The organism is Streptomyces sp. NPDC020299 (assembly GCF_044387825.1).
Lineage (GTDB): Bacteria > Actinomycetota > Actinomycetes > Streptomycetales > Streptomycetaceae > Streptomyces.
Map to the genome: position 1 here is coordinate 225,641 of NZ_JBIRWL010000014.1, position 24,470 is coordinate 250,110.

General features: G+C 70.5%; 22 protein-coding genes. 16 read left to right on the forward strand and 6 right to left on the reverse strand.

Annotated features, from left to right (window positions below):
- Positions 1-171: 171 nt before the first annotated feature.
- From ACH45E_RS31995 to ACH45E_RS32010, 4 genes are read left to right on the forward strand one after another with little or no spacing between them, the layout of a single operon-like run.
- A complete protein-coding gene (locus ACH45E_RS31995) occupies positions 172-1,533 on the forward strand; it encodes a DUF6716 putative glycosyltransferase (RefSeq protein WP_361448368.1) in 1,362 nt (453 codons plus the stop codon).
- A 20-nt stretch (positions 1,534-1,553) separates the two neighbouring features.
- Positions 1,554-2,984 carry an N-acylneuraminate cytidylyltransferase gene (locus ACH45E_RS32000; RefSeq protein WP_361448371.1) on the forward strand — a complete coding sequence of 477 codons (1,431 nt, stop codon included), beginning with the start codon at positions 1,554-1,556 and terminating at the stop codon, positions 2,982-2,984.
- A 13-nt stretch (positions 2,985-2,997) separates the two neighbouring features.
- Entirely contained in the window at positions 2,998-3,936 is a 939-nt protein-coding gene (locus ACH45E_RS32005; protein WP_361448374.1) for an N-acetylneuraminate synthase family protein, read from the forward strand.
- Between the two features lie 44 nt (positions 3,937-3,980).
- Positions 3,981-5,132: a hypothetical protein gene (locus ACH45E_RS32010; RefSeq protein WP_361448377.1), complete on the forward strand. Its 1,152-nt coding sequence runs from the start codon at positions 3,981-3,983 to the stop codon at positions 5,130-5,132.
- Here the strand turns inward: ACH45E_RS32010 and ACH45E_RS32015 are convergent.
- Positions 5,129-5,848, reverse strand: a complete 720-nt coding sequence (locus ACH45E_RS32015; RefSeq protein ID WP_361448380.1) for a class I SAM-dependent methyltransferase — start codon at positions 5,846-5,848, stop codon at positions 5,129-5,131. The two genes, ACH45E_RS32010 and ACH45E_RS32015, sit on opposite strands and share 4 nt — an antisense overlap.
- Positions 5,849-6,136: 288 nt before the next feature.
- Here ACH45E_RS32015 and ACH45E_RS32020 point away from each other — a divergent pair, with 288 nt between their 5' ends.
- On the forward strand, positions 6,137-7,369 hold the full coding sequence (locus ACH45E_RS32020) for an amidohydrolase (RefSeq protein ID WP_361448383.1): 1,233 nt from the start codon (positions 6,137-6,139) through the stop codon (positions 7,367-7,369).
- A gap of 295 nt (positions 7,370-7,664) precedes the next feature.
- Positions 7,665-8,693: a BMP family protein gene (locus ACH45E_RS32025; protein WP_399041993.1), complete on the forward strand. Its 1,029-nt coding sequence runs from the start codon at positions 7,665-7,667 to the stop codon at positions 8,691-8,693.
- Positions 8,694-8,814: 121 nt separating this feature from the next.
- Here ACH45E_RS32025 and ACH45E_RS32030 read toward each other — a convergent pair whose 3' ends face one another.
- Positions 8,815-9,159 (reverse strand): hypothetical protein, encoded by a 345-nt coding sequence (locus ACH45E_RS32030; protein WP_361458341.1) that lies wholly within the window; start codon positions 9,157-9,159, stop codon positions 8,815-8,817.
- Between the two features lie 380 nt (positions 9,160-9,539).
- Between ACH45E_RS32030 and ACH45E_RS32035 the strand changes: the two genes are divergently transcribed.
- From ACH45E_RS32035 to ACH45E_RS32065, 7 genes are all read left to right on the forward strand, one after another.
- Entirely contained in the window at positions 9,540-10,595 is a 1,056-nt protein-coding gene (locus ACH45E_RS32035; protein WP_399041995.1) for a BMP family protein, read from the forward strand.
- A 269-nt stretch (positions 10,596-10,864) separates the two neighbouring features.
- Positions 10,865-12,574 (forward strand): ABC transporter ATP-binding protein, encoded by a 1,710-nt coding sequence (locus ACH45E_RS32040; RefSeq protein ID WP_361447782.1) that lies wholly within the window; start codon positions 10,865-10,867, stop codon positions 12,572-12,574.
- Positions 12,571-13,686, forward strand: coding sequence for an ABC transporter permease (locus ACH45E_RS32045; protein WP_361447349.1), 1,116 nt, complete (start codon positions 12,571-12,573; stop codon positions 13,684-13,686). Before ACH45E_RS32040 ends, ACH45E_RS32045 begins: the two co-directional genes overlap by 4 nt.
- Positions 13,686-14,948, forward strand: a complete 1,263-nt coding sequence (locus tag ACH45E_RS32050) for an ABC transporter permease (protein ID WP_361447351.1) — start codon at positions 13,686-13,688, stop codon at positions 14,946-14,948. Before ACH45E_RS32045 ends, ACH45E_RS32050 begins: the two co-directional genes overlap by 1 nt.
- Complete coding sequence (locus tag ACH45E_RS32055; RefSeq protein ID WP_361447353.1) at positions 14,945-15,358, forward strand: cytidine deaminase; 414 nt, start codon at positions 14,945-14,947, stop codon at positions 15,356-15,358. The genes ACH45E_RS32050 and ACH45E_RS32055 overlap by 4 nt, the downstream gene beginning before the upstream one ends.
- A 68-nt stretch (positions 15,359-15,426) precedes the next feature.
- Positions 15,427-16,710 carry a thymidine phosphorylase gene (locus tag ACH45E_RS32060; protein ID WP_361447355.1) on the forward strand — a complete coding sequence of 428 codons (1,284 nt, stop codon included), beginning with the start codon at positions 15,427-15,429 and terminating at the stop codon, positions 16,708-16,710.
- 120 nt (positions 16,711-16,830) lie between these two features.
- A complete protein-coding gene (locus ACH45E_RS32065) occupies positions 16,831-17,415 on the forward strand; it encodes a Uma2 family endonuclease (protein WP_361447357.1) in 585 nt (194 codons plus the stop codon).
- 4 nt (positions 17,416-17,419) lie between these two features.
- On the opposite strand, the gene ACH45E_RS32070 is transcribed toward ACH45E_RS32065, so the two are convergent.
- Positions 17,420-18,340: an AEC family transporter gene (locus tag ACH45E_RS32070; protein ID WP_361447359.1), complete on the reverse strand. Its 921-nt coding sequence runs from the start codon at positions 18,338-18,340 to the stop codon at positions 17,420-17,422.
- A gap of 78 nt (positions 18,341-18,418) precedes the next feature.
- Here ACH45E_RS32070 and ACH45E_RS32075 point away from each other — a divergent pair, with 78 nt between their 5' ends.
- Complete coding sequence (locus tag ACH45E_RS32075; protein WP_361447361.1) at positions 18,419-18,805, forward strand: STAS domain-containing protein; 387 nt, start codon at positions 18,419-18,421, stop codon at positions 18,803-18,805.
- Here ACH45E_RS32075 and ACH45E_RS32080 read toward each other — a convergent pair.
- Both ACH45E_RS32080 and ACH45E_RS32085 read right to left on the reverse strand, forming a co-directional pair.
- Positions 18,689-19,705 (reverse strand): sigma-70 family RNA polymerase sigma factor, encoded by a 1,017-nt coding sequence (locus ACH45E_RS32080; protein WP_361447363.1) that lies wholly within the window; start codon positions 19,703-19,705, stop codon positions 18,689-18,691. The two genes, ACH45E_RS32075 and ACH45E_RS32080, sit on opposite strands and share 117 nt — an antisense overlap.
- Before the next feature lie 407 nt (positions 19,706-20,112).
- Positions 20,113-21,390 carry an MFS transporter gene (locus ACH45E_RS32085; RefSeq protein ID WP_361447365.1) on the reverse strand — a complete coding sequence of 426 codons (1,278 nt, stop codon included), beginning with the start codon at positions 21,388-21,390 and terminating at the stop codon, positions 20,113-20,115.
- A 63-nt stretch (positions 21,391-21,453) separates the two neighbouring features.
- Here ACH45E_RS32085 and ACH45E_RS32090 point away from each other — a divergent pair, with 63 nt between their 5' ends.
- A complete protein-coding gene (locus ACH45E_RS32090) occupies positions 21,454-22,404 on the forward strand; it encodes a LysR family transcriptional regulator (RefSeq protein ID WP_361447367.1) in 951 nt (316 codons plus the stop codon).
- On the opposite strand, the gene ACH45E_RS32095 is transcribed toward ACH45E_RS32090, so the two are convergent.
- Entirely contained in the window at positions 22,401-23,165 is a 765-nt protein-coding gene (locus ACH45E_RS32095; RefSeq protein ID WP_361447369.1) for an alpha/beta hydrolase, read from the reverse strand. The two genes, ACH45E_RS32090 and ACH45E_RS32095, sit on opposite strands and share 4 nt — an antisense overlap.
- A gap of 113 nt (positions 23,166-23,278) precedes the next feature.
- Here ACH45E_RS32095 and ACH45E_RS32100 point away from each other — a divergent pair, with 113 nt between their 5' ends.
- Positions 23,279-24,457, forward strand: a complete 1,179-nt coding sequence (locus ACH45E_RS32100; RefSeq protein ID WP_361447371.1) for an adenosine deaminase — start codon at positions 23,279-23,281, stop codon at positions 24,455-24,457.
- Positions 24,458-24,470 lie beyond the last annotated feature (13 nt).

Genomic DNA, 24,470 nt, shown 5'->3' on the forward strand with positions numbered 1-24,470 from the left:
TGCGTGCCTTTCCGGTATCCGTACGGAGGGTGAACTCAATGTGTCGGAACGGTGCCTCCCGTGTACTTTCCCGGCTTCAACGGGCCAGTTGGGCTGGCGGCGATGTGTTGTTAACTCTTTGTTGAGATGCGGTTGGGCTTTACCTCGGAATTGCTTCCTAGCGTCTTCGTCGTGCCACCACGTACACCGAAGCCCACGCGAATCGCGGTACTCGCGGACTCCGACACCCGCTGGAAATGGGGTGCGCTGACCGCGGCCCGTATCGCGCCGGGCCACTCCATGGAAGCCGCAGCGCACGAGGGCGCGCAAGTCGGCCTGGAACTGCGCGGATTCCTGCTGCGCGGCCGGGCCACGCCCACCGCGCGCCAGCTGGCCGAGGTGGGCGTCACCGCCGACTCCCTCAGGGAGGTCACCTCCGTCGAGTTCCTGCGCGCCATGGCCGAGGAGACGTACGACATCGTCGTGCTCGCCCTCGTCGGCGGCGGGGTGCAGGCGGTGCTGCACGGCCTCAAGCGGGCCTGGGAGGGCCGCGACAAGCGGCCCGTCGTCGTCACCGGCTACGTCGGCGTCGTCTACGAGAAGCTCACCGACGGCCTGCTGCTGCGGCACGGCGCGGACCTCGTCCTCGCCAACTCCCGCCAGGACGCGGACCGTTTCCGGGCCGTGTACGAGGGCGTGGGCGCCGACGCCGCCGCGGTCACCGAGGTGGCGCTGCCGTTCCTCGGCGGCACCCCGTACGAGGGTGAACACGACCCCTACACCGTGGTGTTCGCGGCCCAGCCCTCCGTACCGGACAGCCGCAAGGACCGTACGTACCTGCTGGAGCGCCTCGTCCGGCACGCGCGCCTGCACCCGAACCGCGAAGTACTGCTCAAACTGCGCTCCAAGCCGGGCGAGCACACCACCCACATCGAGGAACTGCCCTACCAGAAGCTGGCCCAGCGACTGGATCCGCCGGCCAACTTCCGCCTGGTGTACGGGAACATGGGCGAGGTCCTCGACCGCACCGACCTGCTGGTGACGATCAGCTCCACGGCCGCGCTGGAGTCCCTGCACCGCCGGATCCCGACCGTCGTCCTCACCGACCTCGGCGTCCGCGAGACCCTGGGCAACCACCACTTCGTCGGCTCCGGCTGCCTCGCCTCCTGGGACCAGCTCGACGCCGGACACCGGCCGGCACCCGAGCCGGGGTGGGTGGCCCGGCAGGGCGTCGCGGCCGGCGGTCCCTCCGGGGGAGGCTCCTACGCCACCGCCTTCGACGCGGCGCGCGAGCGCATCGCCAAGCTGCTCGCCCAGCCCGGCGGCCTGCCGCCGCTGACCCCGTACTACACACCCGCGACCGCGCCCGGCTATCTGCCCGGCATCCTCGCCCGCCACCACCTCGGCCCGGACGGCAGCCCGCTGCCCGGCGCGCCCGCCGCCGACAGGGAACCCGGACCGGTCCGCCAGATCGTCCGCCGGGCGGCGCGCGGCGCCTACCGCCACGGAGTGCAGCGGGTGGCCCCCGTCATCCGGCGGATGGGGGAGCTGTGAGTCCTCAAGGAGAAACGCCCATGTCCGAAACGTCAGTCGGGGTGCGCCGCATCCTCGCCGTGATCCCCGCGCGCGGCGGCTCCAAGGGAGTGCCCGCGAAGAACCTCGCGCCCGTCGGCGGTGTGCCGCTGGTGGCGCGGGCGGTCCGCGAGTGCCGGGCCGGCCGTCTGGTCACGGACGTCGTGGTCTCCACCGACGACCAGGCCATCGCGGCGGCGGCCCGGCAGGCCGGCGCGGAGGTCGTGCTGCGGCCCGCCGCCATCGCCGGGGACACGGCGACCTCGGAGGCCGCGGTCCTGCACGCCATGGAAGCCCACGAGGCCCTGCACGGCGCGGCCGTCGACGTGGTGCTCCTGGTGCAGTGCACCAGCCCCTTCATCCTCCGGGAGGACATCGACGGGGTCGCCTCGGCAGTGGTGGAAGGCGGCGCGGACACCGCACTGACGGTCGCACCCTTCCACGGCTTCGTCTGGCGGGAAGCCGCCGACGACCTCACGACGCACGGCACCGGCCTGGCTGTCGCCGGTGCCGCGGCCGACGACCGGACGGCGACGCACCACGCTGTGGGCACGCGCCCGACGGCGGCACTCGGCGCGGGCCCGGTGGCCACGGCGGATGGCGGGAGCCAGCCCAGGGCCGCGCAGGCCGCCGACGCCGGCCCGGTGGTCACGGCGGCCGGCGGCAGCCAGGCCGGTGCCGCGCAGGCCCTCGGTGGCTCCGGTGTCAATCACGACAAGTCCTACCGGCCACGCCGTCAGGACCGCCCCCAGGACTTCCTGGAGACCGGCGCCGCCTACGCCATGGACGCGGCCGGCTTCCGCAAGTACCAGCACCGCTTCTTCGGCCGCACCGAACTCGTGCGTACCGACCCCGCGCGCGTGCTGGAGATCGACGACCCGCACGACCTGGCGCGGGCGCGGGCACTGGCCCCGCTCTTCGACGCCGACCGGCCCGGCGCCCTGCCGACGGCCGACGACATCGACGCGGTCGTACTCGACTTCGACGGCACCCAGACCGACGACCGGGTGCTGATCGACTCCGACGGACGGGAGTTCGTCTCCGTGCACCGCGGCGACGGCCTCGGCATCGCCGCCCTGCGCAGGAGCGGACTGAAGATGCTGATCCTGTCCACGGAACAGAACCCTGTGGTCGCCGCCCGCGCCCGGAAGCTCAAGCTCCCGGTACTGCACGGCATCGACCGCAAGGACCTCGCCCTCAAGCAGTGGTGCGAGGAGCAGGGCATAGCGCCGGAGCGCGTGCTCTACGTCGGCAACGACGTCAATGACCTCCCGTGCTTCGCCCTCGTCGGCTGGCCCGTGGCGGTCGCGAGCGCCCACGACGTCGTACGCGGCGCCGCACGCGCGGTCACCACCGTCCCCGGTGGCGACGGCGCGATCCGAGAGATCGCCAGCTGGATCCTCGGCCCCTCCCTCGATTCCCTCACCAAGTAAGGACATCTCCGCCATGAGCACCAACTCCCGTACCCGTACCTTCGGTTCGCGCGAAGCCGGCCCCGGCCGCCCCGTCTACATCTGCGGCGAGATCGGCATCAACCACAACGGTGAGCTGGAGAACGCGTTCAAGCTGATCGACGTGGCCGCCGAGGCCGGCTGCGACGCCGTCAAGTTCCAGAAGCGCACCCCGGAGATCTGCACCCCGCGCGACCAGTGGGACATCGAGCGCGACACCCCCTGGGGCCGGATGACCTACATCGACTACCGCCACCGCGTGGAGTTCGGCGAGGACGAGTACCGCCAGATCGACGACTACTGCAAGAGCAAGAACATCGCCTGGTTCGCCTCCCCGTGGGACACCGAGGCCGTCGCCTTCCTGGAGAAGTTCGACGTCCCGGCCCACAAGGTCGCCTCGGCCTCCCTGACCGACGACGAGCTGCTGCGTGCCCTGCGCGCCACCGGCCGCACGGTCATCCTCTCCACGGGCATGTCCACCCCGAGGCAGATCCGGCACGCCGTCGAGGTCCTGGGCAGCGACAACATCCTGCTCTGCCACGCCACCTCCACCTACCCGGCCAAGGCCGAGGAGCTGAACCTCCGCGTGATCAACACGCTGGAGACCGAGTACCCGAACGTCCCGATCGGCTACTCCGGCCACGAGACGGGCCTGCAGACCACGCTGGCCGCCGTCGCCCTCGGCGCCACCTTCGTCGAGCGCCACATCACCCTCGACCGCGCGATGTGGGGCTCCGACCAGGCCGCCTCCGTCGAGCCGCAGGGCCTCACGCGCCTGGTCCGCGACATCCGCACCATCGAGGCCTCCCTCGGCGACGGCGTCAAGAAGGTCTACGACTCCGAGCTCGGCCCGATGAAGAAGCTGCGCCGCGTCTCCGGCGTCGTCGCCGAGGCGGAGATCGCGGCGGCGGCGGGCGAGCCGGTCGCGGTGTGAGAACGGGTCTTTCGAGCCCCTTACGACGGGACGGTCGTACGTCGATGAGCCCCCGCGCCGGGAGAACCGGCCCCCGCACTCTCGCGTTCGTGGAGAGTCCGGTGCAGTTGCTGAACGTGCTGGAGTGGGCGCACGTCCACGGCCTGCGCGGGACGGACACGTCCGGCGCGGGCCGGGTGCTGCCCCTGCCCACGCAGGTACGGCGCTCGGTGGACGGAGACCAGCCGCCGGCCGGCGCGGAGCTCACCGTCGTCGTCCTGGCCCCGACCGACCCCATGACCCGGGGCCAGCTGCGCCGCATGGCCGACCTGGCCCGCGACGAGGGCTACCGGGTCCGCTGGGAGGAGGCCCGGGGCGGTCCGGCCGCGCCCTTCCACACGATCGGCGGGCTCGCCGGGCAGCTGCGGCGGGCGGACCGGATCGTCATGGGAGACCCCTTCTCCCGCTATGTTCAGCTGCTGCTGACGATCACCCGGTCCAAGGACCTGGTGGTGGTCGACGACGGCACGGCGACGATGGAGTTCGTCGCCCAGCTCGCCCGCGGTGAGCGCCTGGTGCGCTGGCACCGCAAGGGCGGCCGCCCCGGCGCCCGTGACCTGCTGTTCGCGCCGGTGTCCTCCTCGGCCCGGCGCCGTCTGACCCCGAGCGCCGGACGCCGGGTGGAGGTCTTCTCCTCCATGCCGGTTCAGGAGCGGCCGGACGGGGTGACGGTCACGGCGAACGACTTCGGCTGGACCCGCGCCCGCTTCGGCCCGCCCCGCATCACCACGAGCGCGGACATGGTCGGCACCTCCCTGGTCGAGACCGGGGTCGTCGACGGGGAGCGGTACCTGGAGGCGGTCCGCACCCTCGCCAAGGCCCACGGGGCCACCCGCTACTTCGCCCACCGCCGGGAGAGCGCCGGGAAACTCCACCGGCTCGCCGCGGAGACCGGGCTGGAGATCGTCCGCCCCGACCTGCCGCTGGAGCTGATCGCCCGGCGCGGTCCGGTCGGCCGGACGATCGTGAGCTTCCCCTCCACGGTCGTCCACACCCTGCCCCTGGCCCTCGTGGGCACGGGCGTACGAGTCGCCGTGTGCGACATCGACCCCGCCTGGCTCACGGAACACGCCTCACCCCGCGCCCAGGGCTTCCTGTCCGGGGTCACGGGGACCGCGCGTGATGTGCATCGGCTGGCGGCGGTGAGCGCGGTCTAGGACAGCCCCTGGGAGGCGGCGGCCCGGCCGGCGTGGTCCGGCTTGCGGGCCAGGAGGAAGGCCCGGGGACGCTTCTCGTCGCCGACGGGTGCGCGGACGGTCGTGGCCACGGGCAGCAGGCCCGCTGCCGCGAGCGCGGCGGAGACGGTGTCCGGGGTGCGCAGGTAGTAGTCCAGGTCGATCCGGTGGCCGAACCGCTCCGCGATGTGCAGGTGGGCACTGCCGTCTCTGCCCCCGTCTCCGTCTGCGTCGTCGGACTGGAAGCACAGGAGCACATGCCCGCCGGGGACGAGGGTGCGGCGGAACTCCGCGAACGCCCCCGGCAAGTGATCGTCCGGGACATGGATGATCGAGTAGAGCGCCATGATCCCGCCCAGCGTCCCGTCCGGCAGGTCCAGGGACGTCATCGAGCCCACGTGGAACCGCAGGTGCGGATGCGCCTCGCGGGCCAGCTCGACCATCCCGGGTGAGACGTCGACCCCGAAGACCGGCACCCCGAGGCCGTGCAGCCGGGCGGTGACATGACCGGGACCGCTGCCGAGATCGGCGACCGGGGCCGGACCGCCCGCTCTCACCAGCTCGGCGAAGGCCGTGACGAGGGCCCGGTCCACCGGGTGGGTGTCAAGGCTGTCGGGGAAGCGGTCCGCGTACTCCTTGGCGATCACGTCGTAGGAGGAGCGGGTGGTGTGCAGGAAGTCCGCGTTCGGTCGGCTCACGGGGGCGCAGATTACCGCCGCGTCCGTCGCACCGCCTTCACCTGCGGGTTTCCTCCCGGAAGTTCCGGTACGCGGACGGCTCCAGCGTGGCTTTGGCGCTGCGTGGTATCCGTTGAGGAAAGGAGGACGGGTGATCGGAGTGCGGCGAAAGCCGCGCGAGTTTACCCATCCGAGACAACGGCTATGCGTCGGGCGGTCGGATTTTCTTCCCCTAACGGGTTGAAGTTTTGTTGATCGTGGGTCAGTCGACCGGTCCGGCGTTCTACCCTTCAGAGGGTGAACCAATTGATGTCCCGACAGTCCGAGGCCGACCTTCCCGGCGATGCCGTGCTCCCCGGTCTGCTGAGCGAGTCGCTGCACGCCGAACTCGTGGCGTTCCGGCGCGACCTGCACATGCACCCCGAGCTGGGCAACCAGGAGTTCCGTACCACCGCCGCGATCAAGGCGCGGCTCGAGAAGGCGGGGCTCAGGCCGCGTGTCCTCGCCACCGGGACCGGGCTCGTCTGCGACATCGGGGTGCGGCCCGGCGAGGACCTGGGCGGTACGCCGATCCTGGCGATGCGGGCCGACATCGACGGGCTGCCCATCCCGGACACCAAGACCGAGTGCTCGTACCGGTCCACCGTGCCGGACCGGGCGCACGCCTGCGGCCACGACGTGCACACCACGGTCGTGCTGGGCACCGGGCTCGTGCTCGCCCAGCTGCACGAGAAGGGCCTGCTGCCCCGGCCCGTACGGCTGATCTTCCAGCCCGCCGAGGAGGTTCTGCCCGGCGGCGCCGCCGACGTCATCGCGTCCGGGGCGCTGGAGGGAGTGGGCCGGATCGTCGCCGTGCACTGCGACCCCCGGGTCGACGTGGGGCGGATCGGGCTGCGGCCCGGGCCGATCACCAGCGCCTGCGACCGGCTGGAGATCGCGCTCGACGGGCCCGGCGGCCACACCGCCCGGCCCCATCTGACGACCGACCTCGTGACCGCCGCGGCCAGGGTCGCCACCGACGTGCCCGCGCTGGTCGCCCGGCGGGTCGACACCCGCAGCGGCCTCGCGGTGACCTGGGGACGGATCGAGTCGGGGCACGCGCCGAACGTGATCCCGCAGCACGCCGAGCTCTCCGGGACCGTACGGTGCCTCGACATCGACGCCTGGCGGCTGGCGCCCGACGTGCTGCACGCCGCGATCGACGAGGTCGCCACCCTGCACCGGGCCAAGTCCGAGATCAACTACGTGCGCGGAGTGCCGCCGGTCGTCAACGACGCCGAGGTGACCGAGCTGCTGCGGGACGCGATGGCCGCGCGGCGCGGTGCCGAGTCCATCGAGGGCACCGAGCAGAGTCTCGGCGGGGAGGACTTCTCCTGGTACCTCGAGCACGTGCCGGGCGCCCTGGCACGGCTCGGTGTCCGCACGCCGGGTGAGCGGACCGTGCGCGACCTGCACCAGGGCGACTTCGACGCCGACGAGCGCGCCATCACGGTGGGCGTGGAACTGTTCACCGCCGCCGCGCTGCTGGATGCGGTGCAGTAGGGCGCGGGCGGGGGAGGGGCGCCTGGTTGGCGTCCCTTCGTCCCCTTGCGACACCCGGGCGTAACCCGGGACGGGTGCCTGTAACCGAACGTCGGCACGAATCGGTAACGGCCCGGGAAAACCCCGTTCCCCTCCACTTCTACGCGCGTTACTGTGCGCCGGACTCGCCACCACCGGCGGCACTTCGCCACCGGACGGCACATTGGGGAAGAGCGGGCCGGTGACGGTGCCGTGGGGTTGAAGGGGTACTGCTGTGCGTCAGATCTCTCGGAGGACGAGATTCTCCCAAACTGCGGTGACCGTCGCGGTCATCGCCCTCGCGGCCGCCGGATGCGGCAAGTCCAGCACGGAGTCGGGCACCAGTGGCTCCAAGGACGGCAAGTACTCCGGCAAGGGCATAGGCCTGGCCTACGACATCGGCGGCAAGGGCGACCAGTCCTTCAACGACGCCGCGTTCTCCGGTTTCCAGAAGGCCGAGGGCGAGTTCAAGATCGGCGGGCGGGACATCGAGCCGAGCGACAACGAGACGGCCGCCGACAAGGTGCAGCGGCTGGAGCAGCTGGCCAAGGCCGGCTACAACCCGATCATCGGTGTCGGTTTCGTGTACGCGCCGGCCGTCAAGACGGTCGCCGCCAAGTACCCGAAGCTCACCTTCGGGATCATCGACGACGACGGCGTGAAGGCGAAGAACGTCGCCGACATGGTCTTCCACGAGGAGCAGTCGTCTTACCTGGCGGGCGTCGCGGCCGCCAAGGCCACGAAGAAGAACCACGTCGGTTTCATCGGTGGTGTGGACATCCCGCTGATCCACAAGTTCCAGGCGGGCTTCGTCCAGGGTGCCAAGTCGGTGAACCCGAAGATCAAGATCGAGTCGCAGTACCTGACGCAGACGCCTCAGGAGGGCGGTTTCTCCAGCCCCGACAAGGGCAAGGTCGCCGCGAACGGGCAGATCGACGCGGGTGCCGACGTGATCTACGCCGCCGCCGGTCTGTCGGGTCAGGGTGTCATCGAGTCCGCGGCCACGCACAAGGTGTGGGCGATCGGCGTGGACTCCGACCAGTACAAGCAGGCCGCGCTGGCCAAGTACAAGGACTACATCCTGGGCTCCGCCCTGAAGAACGTCGGCGGCGCGGTCTACGACCTGGCCAAGTCCGTCGTCAACGGCAAGCCGCTGAGCGGCGAGGTGCGCGGCGACCTCAAGTCCGGTGGCGTCGGCTTCGCGGACTCCAACCCGAAGTACAAGGCGCTGACCGACGTCGTCTCGGCGGTGGACAAGGCCAAGAATGACATCACCAGCGGCAAGGTCACCGTCAACACCAAGTGACGTGGCCGTTCGCGGTCGTGCAGAGGAACGCCCCCGCCACCGGCCTCGCCGGGGCGGGGGCGTCCCCCTTGTGTGGCCGGGTGCTGCAGGCCTGTTGCCGGGCCGGCAGCCGCTGCTCCGGTCAGACAGGCTCGTCCGTCTCGATCTTCATCGAGAGCACCCCGGTGCCGGAATAGCCGTGGTCGGTCGCGCATACGGCCTTCGACGTTTCGCCCTTGCGGGTGCTGACCCACTTGCCGTACACGTTCCACTTGCTGCCGTGCGGGTCGACGCATACGACCTTGACCCGGTGGACGCTGAAGCGGGTGTTACCGCCCGTGCACTTGCCGTAGCCGGTAGTGCCGTCGTGGGATTTCCATGTCGAGCAGGTCGACGAGGCCATGGCGGGCGAGGCAAGGCCGGCGACTGTGGCCGACAGGGCGATGCCGGCGCCGGCCGCAGCGGCGGCGAGCTTGGAGAACTTCATGATCCTCCCCTGGATCGAGGACCCGTCAGGCTGGTCGGGCCTGCGGGAACGTTTCGTCATCAAGCAGGAAGGATCTTGGCATGTGATCGACGGATGAAGATCACCCTCAAGAGGGATCCGGCCGGACGGTCGGTATTGCTATCGGGCAGGGTCGGCGCGATGAGGTGCGAGCGGTGGTCGCCGGGCGTCGTCATCCCCCTCCTGGCGTCCACCGCTCGCCTCCTGCAAGGGGCGCACTGCTGTACGTAACCTGGAGCCGTGACTGTGGCCACAGCTAGATAACGGACCGGACATTGGGGGTTTTCCGTCAGGTCTACGCGCGTTACGCTGCGGCGGAACCAGCGCCTGGTTTGGGCGCTTGCACAAAGGAGTCACGTTCCATGCGCCGGGTGTCCCGTATCGCGATCGCAGGCGCCGCAACCGCGGCCCTCGCCGTCACCATGTCCGCTTGTGGCAGCAGCTCGACCAGCTCGACTTCCTCCTCCGGGGGCGGCAAGAGCAAGGGCATCGGTCTGGCCTACGACATCGGCGGCAAGGGCGACCAGTCCTTCAACGACGCCGCGTTCGCCGGTTTCCAGAAGGCGGAGCAGGACTTCAAGGTCGGCGGCCGGGACATCGAGCCGAGCGACAACGAGACGGACGCCGACAAGGTGCAGCGGCTGGAGCAGCTGGCCAAGGCCGGCTACAACCCGATCATCGGTGTCGGTTTCGTGTACGCGCCGGCCGTCAAGACGGTCGCCGCCAAGTACCCGAAGCTCACCTTCGGCGTCATCGACGACGACAAGACGCAGGCGAAGAACGTCGCCGACATGGTCTTCCACGAGGAGCAGTCCTCGTACCTGGCCGGTGTCGCCGCAGCCAAGGCCACCAAGAAGAACCACATCGGCTTCATCGGTGGTGTGGACATCCCGCTGATCCACAAGTTCCAGGCGGGCTTCGTCCAGGGTGCCAAGTCGGTGAACCCGAAGATCAAGATCGAGTCGCAGTACCTGACGCAGACGCCTCAGGAGGGCGGTTTCTCCAGCCCCGACAAGGGCAAGGTCGCCGCGAACGGGCAGATCGACGCGGGTGCCGACGTGATCTACGCCGCCGCCGGTCTGTCGGGTCAGGGTGTCATCGAGTCCGCGGCCACGCACAAGGTGTGGGCGATCGGCGTGGACTCCGACCAGTACAAGCAGGCCGCGCTGGCCAAGTACAAGGACTACATCCTGACCTCGGCCATGAAGAACGTCGAGGGCGCGGTCTACAACCTGTCGAAGTCGGTCATCAAGGACAAGAAGCCGCTCTCCGGTGACATCCGCGGCTCCCTCTCCAACGGCGGCGTCAGCCTGTCCGACTCCAACCCGGCCTTCAAGAGCAACGCCGGCATCCAGGCCGCGGTCAAGAAGGCCGAAGAGGGCATCAAGGACGGCAGCATCAAGGTGAAGACCTCCTGACCGTCCCGGTCGGAGGGCTTGGCCGAGAGCCCGCTGCAATGGCAGCGTTACGGCCACGGAACGGGGTGCGGGGAAGATCGTCCCCGGCGTCGTCTCGCGTCTGCCGCGCGAGAGCGACGCCGGGACCGCCTGCACCCCGTTCGCGCGGCAGAATGCTCGGAACAGATCGGGTACTTGAGCACCTTGGACAAGACCGGTCAGGTCCGGGCACTATTTAAAGCAGGGGCGCTACGCGCGTAGAGCGGCCCCTTTCCCAAGGAGAGTGCGCCATCGACGCGTCCAGCAGCCCTCCGCTCACCGCTCAGTCGACAGTCGCGGTAGAGCTCGCGGGCATCACCAAGCGATTCCCCGGTGTCGTCGCCAACCACGACATCCACCTCACGGTCCGCAAGGGCACCGTGCACGCCCTGGTCGGCGAGAACGGTGCCGGCAAGTCGACCCTGATGAAGATCCTCTACGGCATGCAGAAGCCGGACGAGGGCACCATCGCGATCGACGGCGAGCAGGTGAGCTTCTCCAGCCCCGCCGAAGCCATCGCCCGCGGCATCGGCATGGTCCACCAGCACTTCATGCTGGCCGACAACCTGACCGTGCTGGAGAACGTGGTGCTCGGCAGCGAGAAGCTGTACGGCATCGGCGGCGGCGCCCGCAAGAAGATCAAGGAGATCTCCGACCGCTACGGCCTCGGTGTCCGCCCCGACCTCCTCGTGGAGGACCTCGGCGTCGCCGACCGCCAGCGCGTGGAGATCCTCAAGGTCCTCTTCCGCGGCGCCAAGACCCTGATCCTCGACGAGCCGACCGCCGTGCTCGTCCCGCAGGAGGTCGAAGCGCTCTTCGCCAACCTGCGCGAGCTGAAGTCGGAGGGCCTCTCCGTCATCTTCATCTCGCACAAGCTCGGCGAGGTGCTCTCCGTCGCCGACGACATCACCGTCATCCGGCGCGGTACGACCGTGGGCACGGCGATCCCCTCCGAGACCACCTCGCGCCAGCTCGCCGAGATGATGGTCGGCAGCGAACTGCCCACCCCGGAGACCACCGAGTCGACCGTCACCGACAAGGTCGTCCTGGAGGTGCGGAACCTCACCGTCTACGCCAGCGGCGGAGCCTCCCTCGGTGAGCTCGGAGCCCTTGCCGAGACCGCGAACGCCGCCGCGAGCGGCGGCTCGCCGGGCGGCTCGCTCACCGAGTTCGCCCCCACCGGCGAGGCCAAGCGCGTCCTCGACGACGTCACCTTCAGCATCCGCGCCGGCGAGGTCATGGGCATCGCCGGTGTCGAGGGCAACGGCCAGACCGAGCTGATCGACGCGATCATCGGCACCAAGCACGCCGACTCCGGCCGGATCGTCTTCCTGGACGAGGACATCACCCCCTGGCCCACCCGCAAGCGCCGCGAGCAGGGCGTCGGCTACATCCCCGAGGACCGCCACCGCCAGGGCCTGCTCCTGGAGTCCCCCCTCTGGGAGAACCGCATCCTCGGCCATGTCACCGAGAAGCCCAACGCCAAGGGCTTCTGGCTGGACCCCAAGGGTGCCCAGGCCGACACCCGCCGGATCGTCGAGGAGTACGACGTCCGTACCCCTGGCATCGACGTCACCGCGGCCTCCCTCTCCGGCGGCAACCAGCAGAAGCTGATCGTCGGCCGCGAGATGAGCCACAACCCGAGGTTCCTGATCGCCGCCCACCCCACCCGCGGTGTGGACGTCGGCGCCCAGGCGCAGATCTGGGACCGCATCCGGGAGGCCCGCCGCGAAGGCCTGGCCGTGCTGCTGATCTCCGCCGACCTGGACGAGCTGATCGGCCTGTCCGACACACTGCGCGTGATCTACAACGGCAGGCTGGTCGCGGACGCCGACCCCGCCACCGTCACGCCCGAGGAACTGGGCTCGGCGATGACGGGTGCCGCGTCCGGCCACCTCGAGCACGTAGAGAACGCCACAGAAGACGAGACAGACGCCGGTCCGGAGGACGAGGCCCGATGAAGAAGTTCGACAAGGAGCGGGTGCTCCTCGCGGTGGCCGGCCCGGTCATCGCGCTCCTCCTGGCGATCGCGCTGACCTCGGTCGTCCTGCTCGCCTCGGGCAAGAACCCGTTCGAGCCGTACGCGCTGATGCTGCAGCAGCTGCCGTACTCGGACATCCAGGTCCTGATCATCAACCAGGCCTCGCTGTACTACATCGCCGCCATCGCGGTCGCCCTCGGCTTCCGCATGAACCTGTTCAACATCGGCGTCGACGGTCAGTACCGCCTCGCCGCGGTGATGACCGCCGTGGTCGGCGCCCACGTCGCCCTGCCGAGCTTCCTGCAGATCCCGCTGCTGCTCCTGGTCGCCATGTGCACCGGCGCCTTCTGGGCCGGCATCGCGGGCGTCCTGAAGGTCACCCGGGGCGTCAGCGAGGTCGTCGCGACGATCATGCTGAACGCCATCGCCACCAGCGTCATCGGCTACATCATGCTCGCCGACGTGTGGGGCGTGCAGGTCGGCAACAACGCCACGACCGGCGTCATGAAGAAGTCCGGCTGGTTCCCGGGCATCAACCTGGGCTCGGACGTCGGCGAGATCTACGGCCTGGTCTTCCTCGCCGTCCTCCTCGGTGTCGGCTACTGGCTTGTCCTCAACCGCACCCGCTTCGGCTTCGACCTGCGCGCCACCGGCGCCTCCGAGACGGCCGCCGCGGCCTCCGGCGTCGACGCCAAGCGCATGGTGCTGATCTCCATGCTGATCTCCGGCGCCATCGCGGGCCTGTCCGGCCTGCCGCTGCTGCTCGGCGCCTCCCACACCTACAGCCTGGACTTCCCGGCGGGCCTCGGCTTCACGGCCATCGGCATCGCCCTGCTCGGCCGCAACAACCCCGGCGGCATCGCGTTCGCCGCCCTGCTGTGGGCCTTCCTCGACAAGGCCTCGCCCGCCCTCGACTACGCGACCCCGGAGGCCTACCCGAAGGAGATCGCCACGATCATGCAGGGCCTGATCGTCTTCGCGGTCGTCATCTCCTACGAGTTCGTCCGCCAGTGGGGTCTGCGCCGCCAGCAGAGCCGGGTCGGCGCCGAACTGGCCGCTGCCCAGAACACCAAGAAGGAGGTGGCGGCCTGATGAGCACCGCGACCGTAGCGAAGGCACAGGCGCAGCAGCCCGGCAAGCGCAGCCGCCGTATGTCCCTCCCGGTACTCCTGCTCGTCATCGCGGGTGTGCTGGTACTGACCTCGATCGTCCGCCTCATCACCGGCGCGGACGGCATCACCTCGACCGGCCAGATGTCCACCGCGCTGCGCCTGGCCGTGCCGATCGGACTCGCGGGCCTCGGCGGCCTGTGGGCCGAGCGGTCCGGTGTCGTCAACATCGGCCTCGAGGGCATGATGATCCTCGGCACCTGGTTCGGCGCCTGGGCCGGCTACCAGTGGGGCCCCTGGGTGGGCGTGGTCTTCGGCATCATCGGCGGTGCCCTCGGCGCCGTCCTGCACGCCATCGCCACCGTCACGTTCAACGTCAACCACATCGTCTCCGGTGTGGCCCTGAACATCCTGGCCCTCGGCGCCACCCGCTACCTGTCGAAGTTCACCTTCGAGAACGCCCCGCAGGGCTCCTCCAAGCAGTCCCCGCCGATCGACTCCCTCGGCGACTTCAGCATCCCGGGCCTGTCGGACTGGCTGAACACCCTCAACGGCAAGCACTGGTTTCTGGTCTCGGACATCGCCGGCCTGATCGGCGGTCTGGTCACCGACCTGTCGCCGCTCACCGTCATCGCCGTGGCGCTGGTCCCGCTGACCTGGTGGGTGCTGTGGCGCACGGCGTTCGGTCTGCGCCTGCGCTCCTGCGGCGAGAACCCGGTGGCGGCGGAGTCCCTGGGCGTCAACGTCTACAAGTACAAGTACATCGCCGTCATCATCAGCGGCGGCTTCGCCGGACTCGGCGGCGCGTTCCTGTCGATCGTCGCCTCGAACGTGTACCTGGACGGCCAGACCGCCGGCCGCGGCTACATCGGTCTCGCCGCGATGATCTTCGGCAACTGGATGCCGGGCGGCCTGGCGCTCGGTGCGGGTCTGTTCGGTTACACCGACAGCCTCAACCTGCGCGGTGGCACGGTGAACGTCCACGCGCTGATCCTGCTGCTGGCGATCCTGCTGGTGATCGGGGCGGCGTACCTCGCCTGGAGGAAGAAGCACGTCCCCGCGGTCGTCACCGTGGTGATCGCGGCCCTGATGTTCCTCTGGTACGCCTCCACGGACGACGTCCCGCGCCAGCTGGTGACGGCCACCCCGTACATCGTCACGCTGCTCGTGCTGTCGCTGTCCGCGCAGAAGCTGCGCATGCCGAAGGCGGACGGCCTGCCGTACCGGAAGGGACAGGGCAAGTGACCCCGGCCCCGGCCGCTGCCGCCGGCTTCGACTGGGAGGCGCTGCGGGCCGAGGCGCGGGAGGCCATGTCCCACGCCTACGCCCCCTACTCCGGCTACCCGGTCGGTGTCGCGGCCCTGGTCGACGACGGGCGCACGGTCACCGGCTGCAACGTGGAGAACGCCTCCTACGGGCTGGGCCTGTGCGCCGAGTGCGGGCTCATCTCGCAGCTCCAGCGCACCGGGGGCGGCCGGCTCACGCACTTCACCTGCGTGGACGGCACCGGCGGGCTGCTGGTGCCGTGCGGCCGCTGCCGCCAGCTGCTGTACGAGTTCGGCGGGCCGGACCTGCTCCTGGACACCCCCGCGGGCGTCCTGCCGCTCTCCGAGATGCTGCCTCAGGCCTTCGGGCCGGAGCACCTCACCAAGTAACTCCCGTACGGCCCCTCTGACACGCTTCAGGGGGGCCGTGCACCTTCGCAACCCCGGAAGGGAAACCCATGGCCATGGACGCCATCTCCGTCATCCGCACCAAGCGGGACCGCGGTGAACTCAGCGACGAACAGATCGACTGGGTCATCGACGCGTACACACGCGGCGAGGTCGCCGACGAGCAGATGTCCGCGCTCGCGATGGCCATCCTGCTCAACGGCATGAACCGCCGCGAGATCGCCCGCTGGACCGCCGCGATGATCGCCTCCGGCGAGCGCATGGACTTCTCCTCGCTGTCCCGCCCGACCGCCGACAAGCACTCCACGGGCGGCGTCGGCGACAAGATCACCCTGCCCCTGGCCCCGCTGGTCGCCGCCTGCGGCGCGGCGGTCCCGCAGCTCTCCGGCCGCGGCCTCGGCCACACCGGCGGCACCCTTGACAAGCTGGAGTCGATCCCCGGCTGGCGCGCCCTGCTCTCCAACGAGGAGATGCTGCACGTCCTGGACACCACCGGCGCGGTGATCTGCGCGGCGGGCGACGGACTGGCCCCGGCCGACAAGAAGCTGTACGCGCTCCGTGACGTCACCGGCACGGTGGAGGCGATCCCGCTGATCGCCTCGTCGATCATGTCGAAGAAGATCGCGGAGGGCACGGGCTCGCTGGTCCTGGACGTGAAGGTCGGCTCCGGCGCCTTCATGAAGACCATCGAGGACGCCCGCGAGCTGGCCTCCACGATGGTCGGCCTCGGCACGGACCACGGCGTGAAGACGGTCGCGCTGCTCACGGACATGTCCACCCCGCTGGGCCTCACGGCGGGCAACGCCCTCGAGGTCCGCGAGTCGGTCGAGGTCCTCGCGGGCGGCGGTCCCGCGGACGTCGTCGAGCTCACCCTCGCCCTGGCCCGCGAGATGCTCGACGCGGCCGGCGTGAAGGACGCCGACCCGGCGAAGGCCCTGGCCGACGGCTCGGCGATGGACGTCTGGCGCCGCATGATCGCTGCCCAGGGCGGCGACCCGGACGCCGCGCTGCCCACGGCGAGGGAGCAGCACGTGGTGAAGGCCCCGGCCTCCGGTGTCCTCACCCGCCTCGACGCCTACGGCATCGGCGTCGCCGCCTGGCGCCTCGGCGCGGGCCGCGCCCGCAAGGAGGACCCGGTGCAGGCGGGCGCCGGCGTCGAGATCCACGCCAAGCCCGGCGAGCCGGTCCGCGAGGGCGAGCCCCTCCTCACCCTCCACACCGACACCCCCGAGCGCTTCGAGTACGCGCTCACGTCGGTGGAGGGCTCCTTCGACATCGCGCCGGAGGGCACGGGGTTCTCCGCGTCGCCGGTGGTGCTGGAACGTATCGCCTGACCAGGGCCCGCGGCCGGAGGCCGCTGGTGGCACGCCCCTTTCGGGTGAACGGGATCGGCGGACCTCCGCCGGTCCCGCTCGGCATGCTGGGATCGGTGACGCACCGATGGGAGAACCGCCATGAGCGCACTCACCGTGAGCCAGGACCCCGAGCAGAGTTGGGACGACCTCGTCCGGTTCTGGGAGGAGATGGAGTGGCCTGAGGGCAGCAAGGTGGAGATCATCGAGGGGATCATCACCGTGTCACCTGTTCCCGCGTTCCGACACAACGTGATCGCGGCTCGCATCCAGCGTCGCCTCTACTCAGTGATCCCGAAGGACTGGGGCGTTTTCCAGACACTGGCGATCTCCGTGCCGTCGCGGCTGGGCATGCTCACCCCGGACCTGGTGGTCACCCCGGTGCAGGAACACCCGGAGTCGGACTCCCATATTCCGGCAGCCCTGGCCGAACTCGTCGTCGAGGTCACCTCCAAGTCCAACGCCCGCCAGGACCGCGTCAGCAAGCCCGCTGCCTATGCCACCGCAGGCATTCCGCTGTATCTCCTCGTCGACCGTTGGGCTCCCGACGGCCCCACCGCGACGCTCTACGGAGAACCGAAGGGCGACGTCTACCGCCCGCTGAGCACGGCCAAGTTCGGTGAAGCGCTCAAGATTCCCGCCCCCTTCGACCTCGTGATCGACACCAGCGAGTTCCCGGTCGACTGACCCCTCAGCCCAGAGCCGCCGCCACCCCCACCAACACGGGCACCGACACCACCGTCGACAACAGGATCGACTCGCGGGCCAGGCCCTCGGCCACCCGGTAGCGGCTCGCGTACGTGAACAGGTTCTGTGCGGCCGGCAGGGCCGACGTCACCACTACGTCCAGCAACGGCGCGCCGTGCAGGCCGAAGACGCACCTCGCCAGCGCCCAGGCGACCGCCGGCTGGCCCACCGACTTGAGTGCCACCGACAGCAGGACCGGGTTGCGGTCCCGTCCCCGGCCAGGGGCCGCGCTGCCGTGCAGGGACATGCCGAAGGCCAGCAGGGCCGCAGGGACGGACATATTGCCGATCAGGGTGAGGGGATCCATGACCGGGCCGGGGACCTTCCAGCCCGCCGCCGACACCAGGACTCCGGTGAGGGAGCCCACCGCTATGGGGTTGCGCAGCGGGGTCAGCAGGCGCCGCCACACCGTGCCCTTCTCGCCCATGCCGGAGAGGTCCAGCACCGTGAGGGCGACCGGGGTGACCAGGACGACCTGGAACAGCAACACCGGCGCCACCAGGGACGCGTCGCCCAGGACGTACGCGGCGATAGGGATGCCGAGGTTGCCCGAGTTGACGTAGCCCGAGCACAGGGCCCCGATCGTGGTGCGGCCCACGCTCCAGCGGCGCAGCACGCCGACCGCGACGAAGACGCCCGAGGCCGCGGCCGTGCTCAGGGCCGTCACGAGCAGGCGGCTGGAGAACAGCACCGCGAGATCGGCCTTGGCCAGGGTGGTGAACAGGAGCGCCGGTCCCGCCACGGTGAACGCCAGCCCGGTCAGCACCTCACGGCCCTGATCGCCGAGCGAGCCGCGCCGCCCGAGCACATAGCCCACCCCGATGACGACCGCGATCACCGCGAACCCGCTCAGCACCCCCTGCACAGGCCCACCCTCCGGGGGAGCGGCGGAGCGGGTCAATGTGATCTTCGCCGGGCAGGGGCCGGGAAGGCGGGCACCGCGATGAGTTACCGCAGTCCCGCCGGTCTACCGTACGTGGACGCGAAAACACCCGCCGTGCTCGTGCTGGCCGGCCCCGTCACCCGGGACGAGGTGCCGGGGCTGTGTGACGACGTACGGGCACTGGTGCGAGGCACCGGAGCCGGAGTCGTCGTCTGCGATGTGGCGGGGCTCGGGCCGCCCGGGCTCGGCGCCGTCGACCTGCTCGCCCGTCTCGAGCTCACCGCACGCCGGGCCGGGGGCCGCATACGCCTCCGGGACCCCACTCCCGCACTACACGTCCTGCTCGACCTCGTCGGGCTCCGCTTCCAGGTGGAGGGGCAGGTCGAAGAGCGGGAACCAGCGCTTGGTGTCGAGGAAGAAGTGGAACCCGGTCAGCCGGCCGTCTGATATCTCCAGGATCTGGACGGACCAGGGGGTGAATCCGCCCGCCTCCGGGTCCGGCTTGTACTGGGCGAAGCCGGGCAGGCCGTTGACCTGCACCGGCAGCAGCCGGGAGCCCGCGCAGGCCGCGCCGAGGGTCGTCATGAAGCCGGTGATGTCGTCGTGGCCGGTCAGCCACAGGTCGAACGGCGGCATCGTCATGACGGCGTCCTCGTGGAGCAGGGCCGTCAGCGCGGTCATGTCGTAGCCCTCGAACGCCTTCACATAGCGGTCCAGAAGCTTCTGCTGCTCCTCGTCCAGCGGATCGGACACCGCCGCCCCGGCGGCCTTGTCGTCCCGCTCGGCGAGCGTCGCCCGGGCCCGCTGGAGCGCGCTGTTGACCGAGGCGACCGTCGTGCCGAGCAGCTCGGCGACCTCGCTCGCCTTCCAGGCCAGCACCTCGCGCAGGATCAGCACGGCCCGCTGCTTGGGCGGCAGCCGCTGAAGCGCGGCCATGAACGCGAGCCGGACCGACTCCTTGGCGACGGCGGCCTCCGCCGGGTCCTCGACCGTCGGCATCACCCGGGCGTCCGGCATCGGCTCCAGCCAGGTGTGGTCGGCGCGGGGGGAGAGGGCCGCCTGGGCGAGCGGCGTCGACTCCGTCAGGTCCATCGGCCGGGCCCGCTTGTTGCCCGCGGACAGCATGTCCAGGCAGACGTTCGTGGCGATCCGGTACAGCCAGGAGCGCAGGCTGGAGCGGCCCTCGAACTTGTCATAGCTCCGCCAGGCGCGGACCAGGGTGTCCTGCACCGCGTCCTCCGCCTCGAAGGACGACCCCAGCATGCGGTAGCAGTACCCCGTCAGTTCGGTCCGGTACTTCTCCAGTGCGACGTCGAGATCGGTCGTCGCCGTGCCGCTGCTGCCCATCGTCCACCCCTGGCCGTCCCTGTCGCGCGCCTTCGCGCCCAGCACTTGGGAAGCTACCGCAGCCCACTGACAATGGCCCCCGGAGCGCGCGAAAGACCAGCTCAGCCACGCCAGGCTCGGGTCGGACCGGTTGTCCCGGCCCGCTGCCGACCGGTCCGGACTCCATACGGCAAACCCCTGCCCGGCCCGGCCGACGCGCGGACGCTGCAGGCGACCGGCCGGTCAGCGGGCCGAGCAGGGCAAGTGCGGGCCGGACTCAGTGCGCGCCCACCGGCTCTCGCCTGGCCGTGACGCGGGCCGCGCGGGAGCCGCGGAGAGTGATTGTCACGACGCCGAGGATTGCGCGGACGTTGCAGGAGATCGGCCGGTCGGCAGCTGGCTCCGAGCGGGGCAAGTGCCGGCCGGACTCAGTGTGCGCCCACCGGCTCCCGCCTGGCCGCGACCCGGGCCGCGCGGGAGCCGAGCAGGGTGATCGTCACGACGCCGAGGATCGCGAGGAATCCGACGCCGACCGTGCCGGTCCAGCCGCTCGCGTGGAAGGCCGTCGCACCGAGCGTGCTGCCGACGCTGGAGCCGATGTAGTACGAGGACTGGTAGAGCGCCGAGGCCTGGGCCCGGCCGGTCGTCGCCGTCTTGCTGACCGCCGAGGACGCGACCGCGTGGCCCGCGAAGAAACCCGCGGTGATCAGGACCAGGCCCAGCAGGACCAGCGGGAGCGAGTCCGCGAGGGACAGGAACAGGCCCGTCGCCGTGGTGCCGCCGGCCAGGTACAGCGCGCCGCGCCGGCCCAGGCGGCCGACCAGCCGGCCCGCCGTCGACGCCGAGACCGTACCGACCAGGTAGACCAGGAAGATCGAGCCGATGATGCCCTGCGGCAGGCCGAAGGGCTCGCCCGTGAGGCGGTAGCCGATCACCGTGTACACGCCGCCGAAGACGGTCATGAACAGCGCGCCGATCGCGTACAGGCGGCGCAGCAGCGGATCGGCGAGGTGGTCGCGGACCGTGCGGGCCAGCACACGCGGGCGCAGCGAGCCCGGGGTGAAGTGCTTCGGGGCCGGCAGCAGCAGCCGGAAGGCCACCGCGCAGGCCACCGCGATCACGCCGACCACGCCGACCGCGATCCGCCAGCCCCACTCCTGGGCCACCCAGCCGGTGATCACCCGGCCGCTCATACCGCCGACGCTGTTGCCCGCGACGAACAGTCCGATCGCCGTGACCAGCGCCTTCGGCCGGACCTCCTCCGCGAGGTACGCCGTGGCCGAGGCGGGCAGCCCGGCCAGCGCCGCCCCCTGGAGCGCCCGCAGCACCACCAGCACGCCCAGCGACGGCGCGAACGGCACCAGCATCCCGACGCTCACCGCCACCACCAGCGAGGCCGTCATCACCGTACGGCGGCCGAAGCGCTCCGACAGCGCGCTCATCGGCAGCACGAACAGCGCGAGACCGCCGGTCGCCGCCGCCACCGTCCAGCTCGCCTCGCTCGCCGCCACCCCGAACTCGCCGGAGATCAGCGGCAGCAGGGCCTGGGTGGAGTACAGCAGCGCGAAGGTCGCGACACCGGCCAGGAAGAGCGCGAAGCTCATCCGGCGGTAGCCGGGCCCGCCCGGAGCCATACGGGAGTCGGAGAGGGGAAGGGGCCTTACGGCGCCCACGACGGTGGACGCCCCGGTATCGGCGGGAGACATGCTTCGAACCTACGGACGAGCCCGCTCATCCGTCCAATGCATGGAATCGCCATAATCGTTCCCATGGTGCATCAGCCGAGGTCACAGGAGCGACTGTCACAGTCCAGTGACACAGAAGACATCGTCACAACCCTCGCGCCACGCCTGGCGTACTTCGCCGGCGTCGCCCGAACCGAGCACGTCACCCGCGCCGCCCAGGAGATGAACGTCCCGCAGTCCACGCTCTCCCGGGCCATGGCCCGTCTGGAGCAGGACCTGGGCGTCGACCTCTTCGCCCGCCGCGGCCGGACCGTCGCCCTCACCCCCGCCGGCCGTACCTTCCTCACCTCCGTGGAAAGGGCCCTCGCCGAGATCGGGCGGGCCGCCGACGAGGTGCGCGCCGACGCCGACCCGACGACCGGCAAGGTCGCCTTCGGCTTTCTGCACACCATGGGCGCCGAGACGGTCCCCGGCCTCCTCCAGGCCTTCCGCGCCGACCACCCCCGCGTCCGCTTCAGCCTCGTGCAGAACTACGGCGAGGCGATGCTGGAGCGCCTGCGCGCCGGCGAACTCGACCTCTGCCTGACCTCCCCGGTGCCCGACGCCCCCGACCTGGTCGCCCGCCGCCTCGACGAACAGAAGCTCCGCCTGGTCGTCCCCGCGGACCACCCCCTGGCCGCCCGCAGGCGCATCCGTCTCGCCGAGGCGGCCGACGAAACCTTCGTCACCCTGGAGCCCGGCTACGGCCTGCGCCGCATCACCGACGACCTCTGCAAGGAGGCGGGCTTCAAGCCCCGCGTCGCCTTCGAGGGCGAGGAGGCGGAGACCCTGCGCGGCCTGGTGGCGGCGGGGCTGGGCGTGGCCCTCCTGCCGCCGCCGGTGTTTCCGCGCCCGGGAGTCGTGGAACTGACGGTCACGGCACCACGAGCGGCACGGGAGATCGGCGTCGCCTGGCTGGAGGGCCATCCGGACACACCCCCGGTGGCCGCGTTCAAGAAGTTCCTGCTCTCCAGGAAGGGCAGCCTGCTCCCCTAGGACCTGCGGATCGACTGCCCGAACCCCGCGGCCAGCGGCATCCGCAGCCCGATCGGCGGCGGCGCGGCCAGCGCGTCCTCCAGGGGGCGTGCGAAGGAGTGGCCGAACAGCGACCCCATCGCGAAGTCCGAGACCAGTGCCTGCACTTCACTGCGGTACTGGTGCAACCCGTGCCCGTCCGTGTGCACTTCGAACCGGCACACCTCCCGGTTGGCCTTCTTCGCCCGGACCGCCAGCCGGAACGACAGCTCCGGGTCGCTGCGCTCGTCGTTCGTGCCGTGCACGATCAGGACCCGCCGCCCCACCAGCTGCTTCACCGGTTCGGGGGAAGCGGCCACGTCGTCCTCCGGCAGCCACGGAGCGACCGCCACGACGGAGTTGACGGCCTCGTGCCCGCCCGCCCGAAGCGCCGCCCGTCCGCCCATGCCGACGCCCACCAGGCAGACGGGGACGTCGCCGTAGCGCCGTACGATCTCGTCCGCCGCCCAGGACGCGTCGCCCGCCAGATGGGCCTCGCTGCCGTTCCAGCCGCGATAGCGGTAGTGGACGACATGGGTGGCGAGCCCCTCCTCGCGGCCCGCGCGCGCGAGCCTGCGTCCGAGGGTGCGGACGAAGGCCGTCGTCCAGACGGGGGACGGCCGTCGGGCGGAAACCTCCTCGCCGCCGGGCAGCAGCAGAACCGCGCCGCTCACCGACGTCGGTTCCGGGCCTACTGCCCTGCCCAGCCGGGCCGTTCGGGCCGGCGTCACATCCTGTGCCATGACAGAACAGTGTCAGAAGTGCCGGTGTACGCCACCCGTCCGTGCGGTCACCGTTACGTATCGACGATTTCGTACACCCGGTGATCTACGCGCGTAGGAGTTAGAGTGCGAAAATGACGAGCCAGACCGCACCGAGCCAGACGGCATCGACCGGGAGCGTCCCGACGCCGGACCAGATCCGCCGGGCGCCCAAGGTTCTGCTGCACGATCATCTCGACGGAGGCCTCCGCCCCGGGACCATCGTCGAACTCGCCCGTGAGACGGGCTACCACCAGCTCCCGGAGACCGATCCCGACAAGCTCGGCACCTGGTTCGCCGAGGCCGCCGACTCCGGATCCCTGGAGCGGTACCTGGAGACCTTCTCGCACACCGTCGGCGTGATGCAGACCCGCGACGCGCTGGTCCGGGTGGCCCGCGAGTGCGCCGAGGACCTGGCCGAGGACGGCGTCGTGTACGCCGAGGTCCGTTACGCGCCCGAGCAGCACGTGGAGCGCGGACTCAGCCTGGAGGAGGTCGTCGAGGCCGTCAACGAGGGCTTCCGTCAGGGCGAGGTGATCGCCCGCGAGAACGGTCACCGCATCCGGGTCGGCGCCCTGCTCACCGCCATGCGGCACGCCGCCCGCGCCCTGGAGATCGCCGAACTCGCCAACCGCTACCGCGACCTGGGTGTCGTCGGCTTCGACATCGCGGGCGCCGAGGCCGGCTACCCGCCCACCCGGCACCTGGACGCCTTCGAGTACCTCAAGCGCGAGAACAACCACTTCACCATCCACGCCGGCGAGGCCTTCGGGCTGCCGTCCATCTGGCAGGCCCTCCAGTGGTGCGGCGCCGACCGGCTCGGGCACGGGGTGCGGATCATCGACGACATCCAGGTCCACGAGGACGGATCCGTGAAGCTCGGGCGGCTGGCCTCCTACGTCCGGGACAAGCGCATTCCGTTGGAGCTGTGCCCGAGCTCCAACCTCCAGACAGGGGCCGCCGCCTCCTATGCCGAGCACCCGATCGGGCTGCTTCGCCGCCTCCATTTCCGGGCCACGGTGAATACCGACAATCGTCTTATGTCCCACACCAGCATGAGCCGGGAATTCGAGCACCTCGTCGACGCGTTCGGTTACACGCTCGACGACATGCAATGGTTCTCCGTCAATGCGATGAAGTCGTCGTTCATCCCTTTCGATGAACGACTGGCCATGATCAATGACGTCGTCAAGCCGGGATATGCCGAGCTGAAATCCGAATGGCTGTTCCGTCAGACGGCGTCTACCAGCGGTTCTGTGGATTCCGGGAGCTGACGGGAATCGAGGG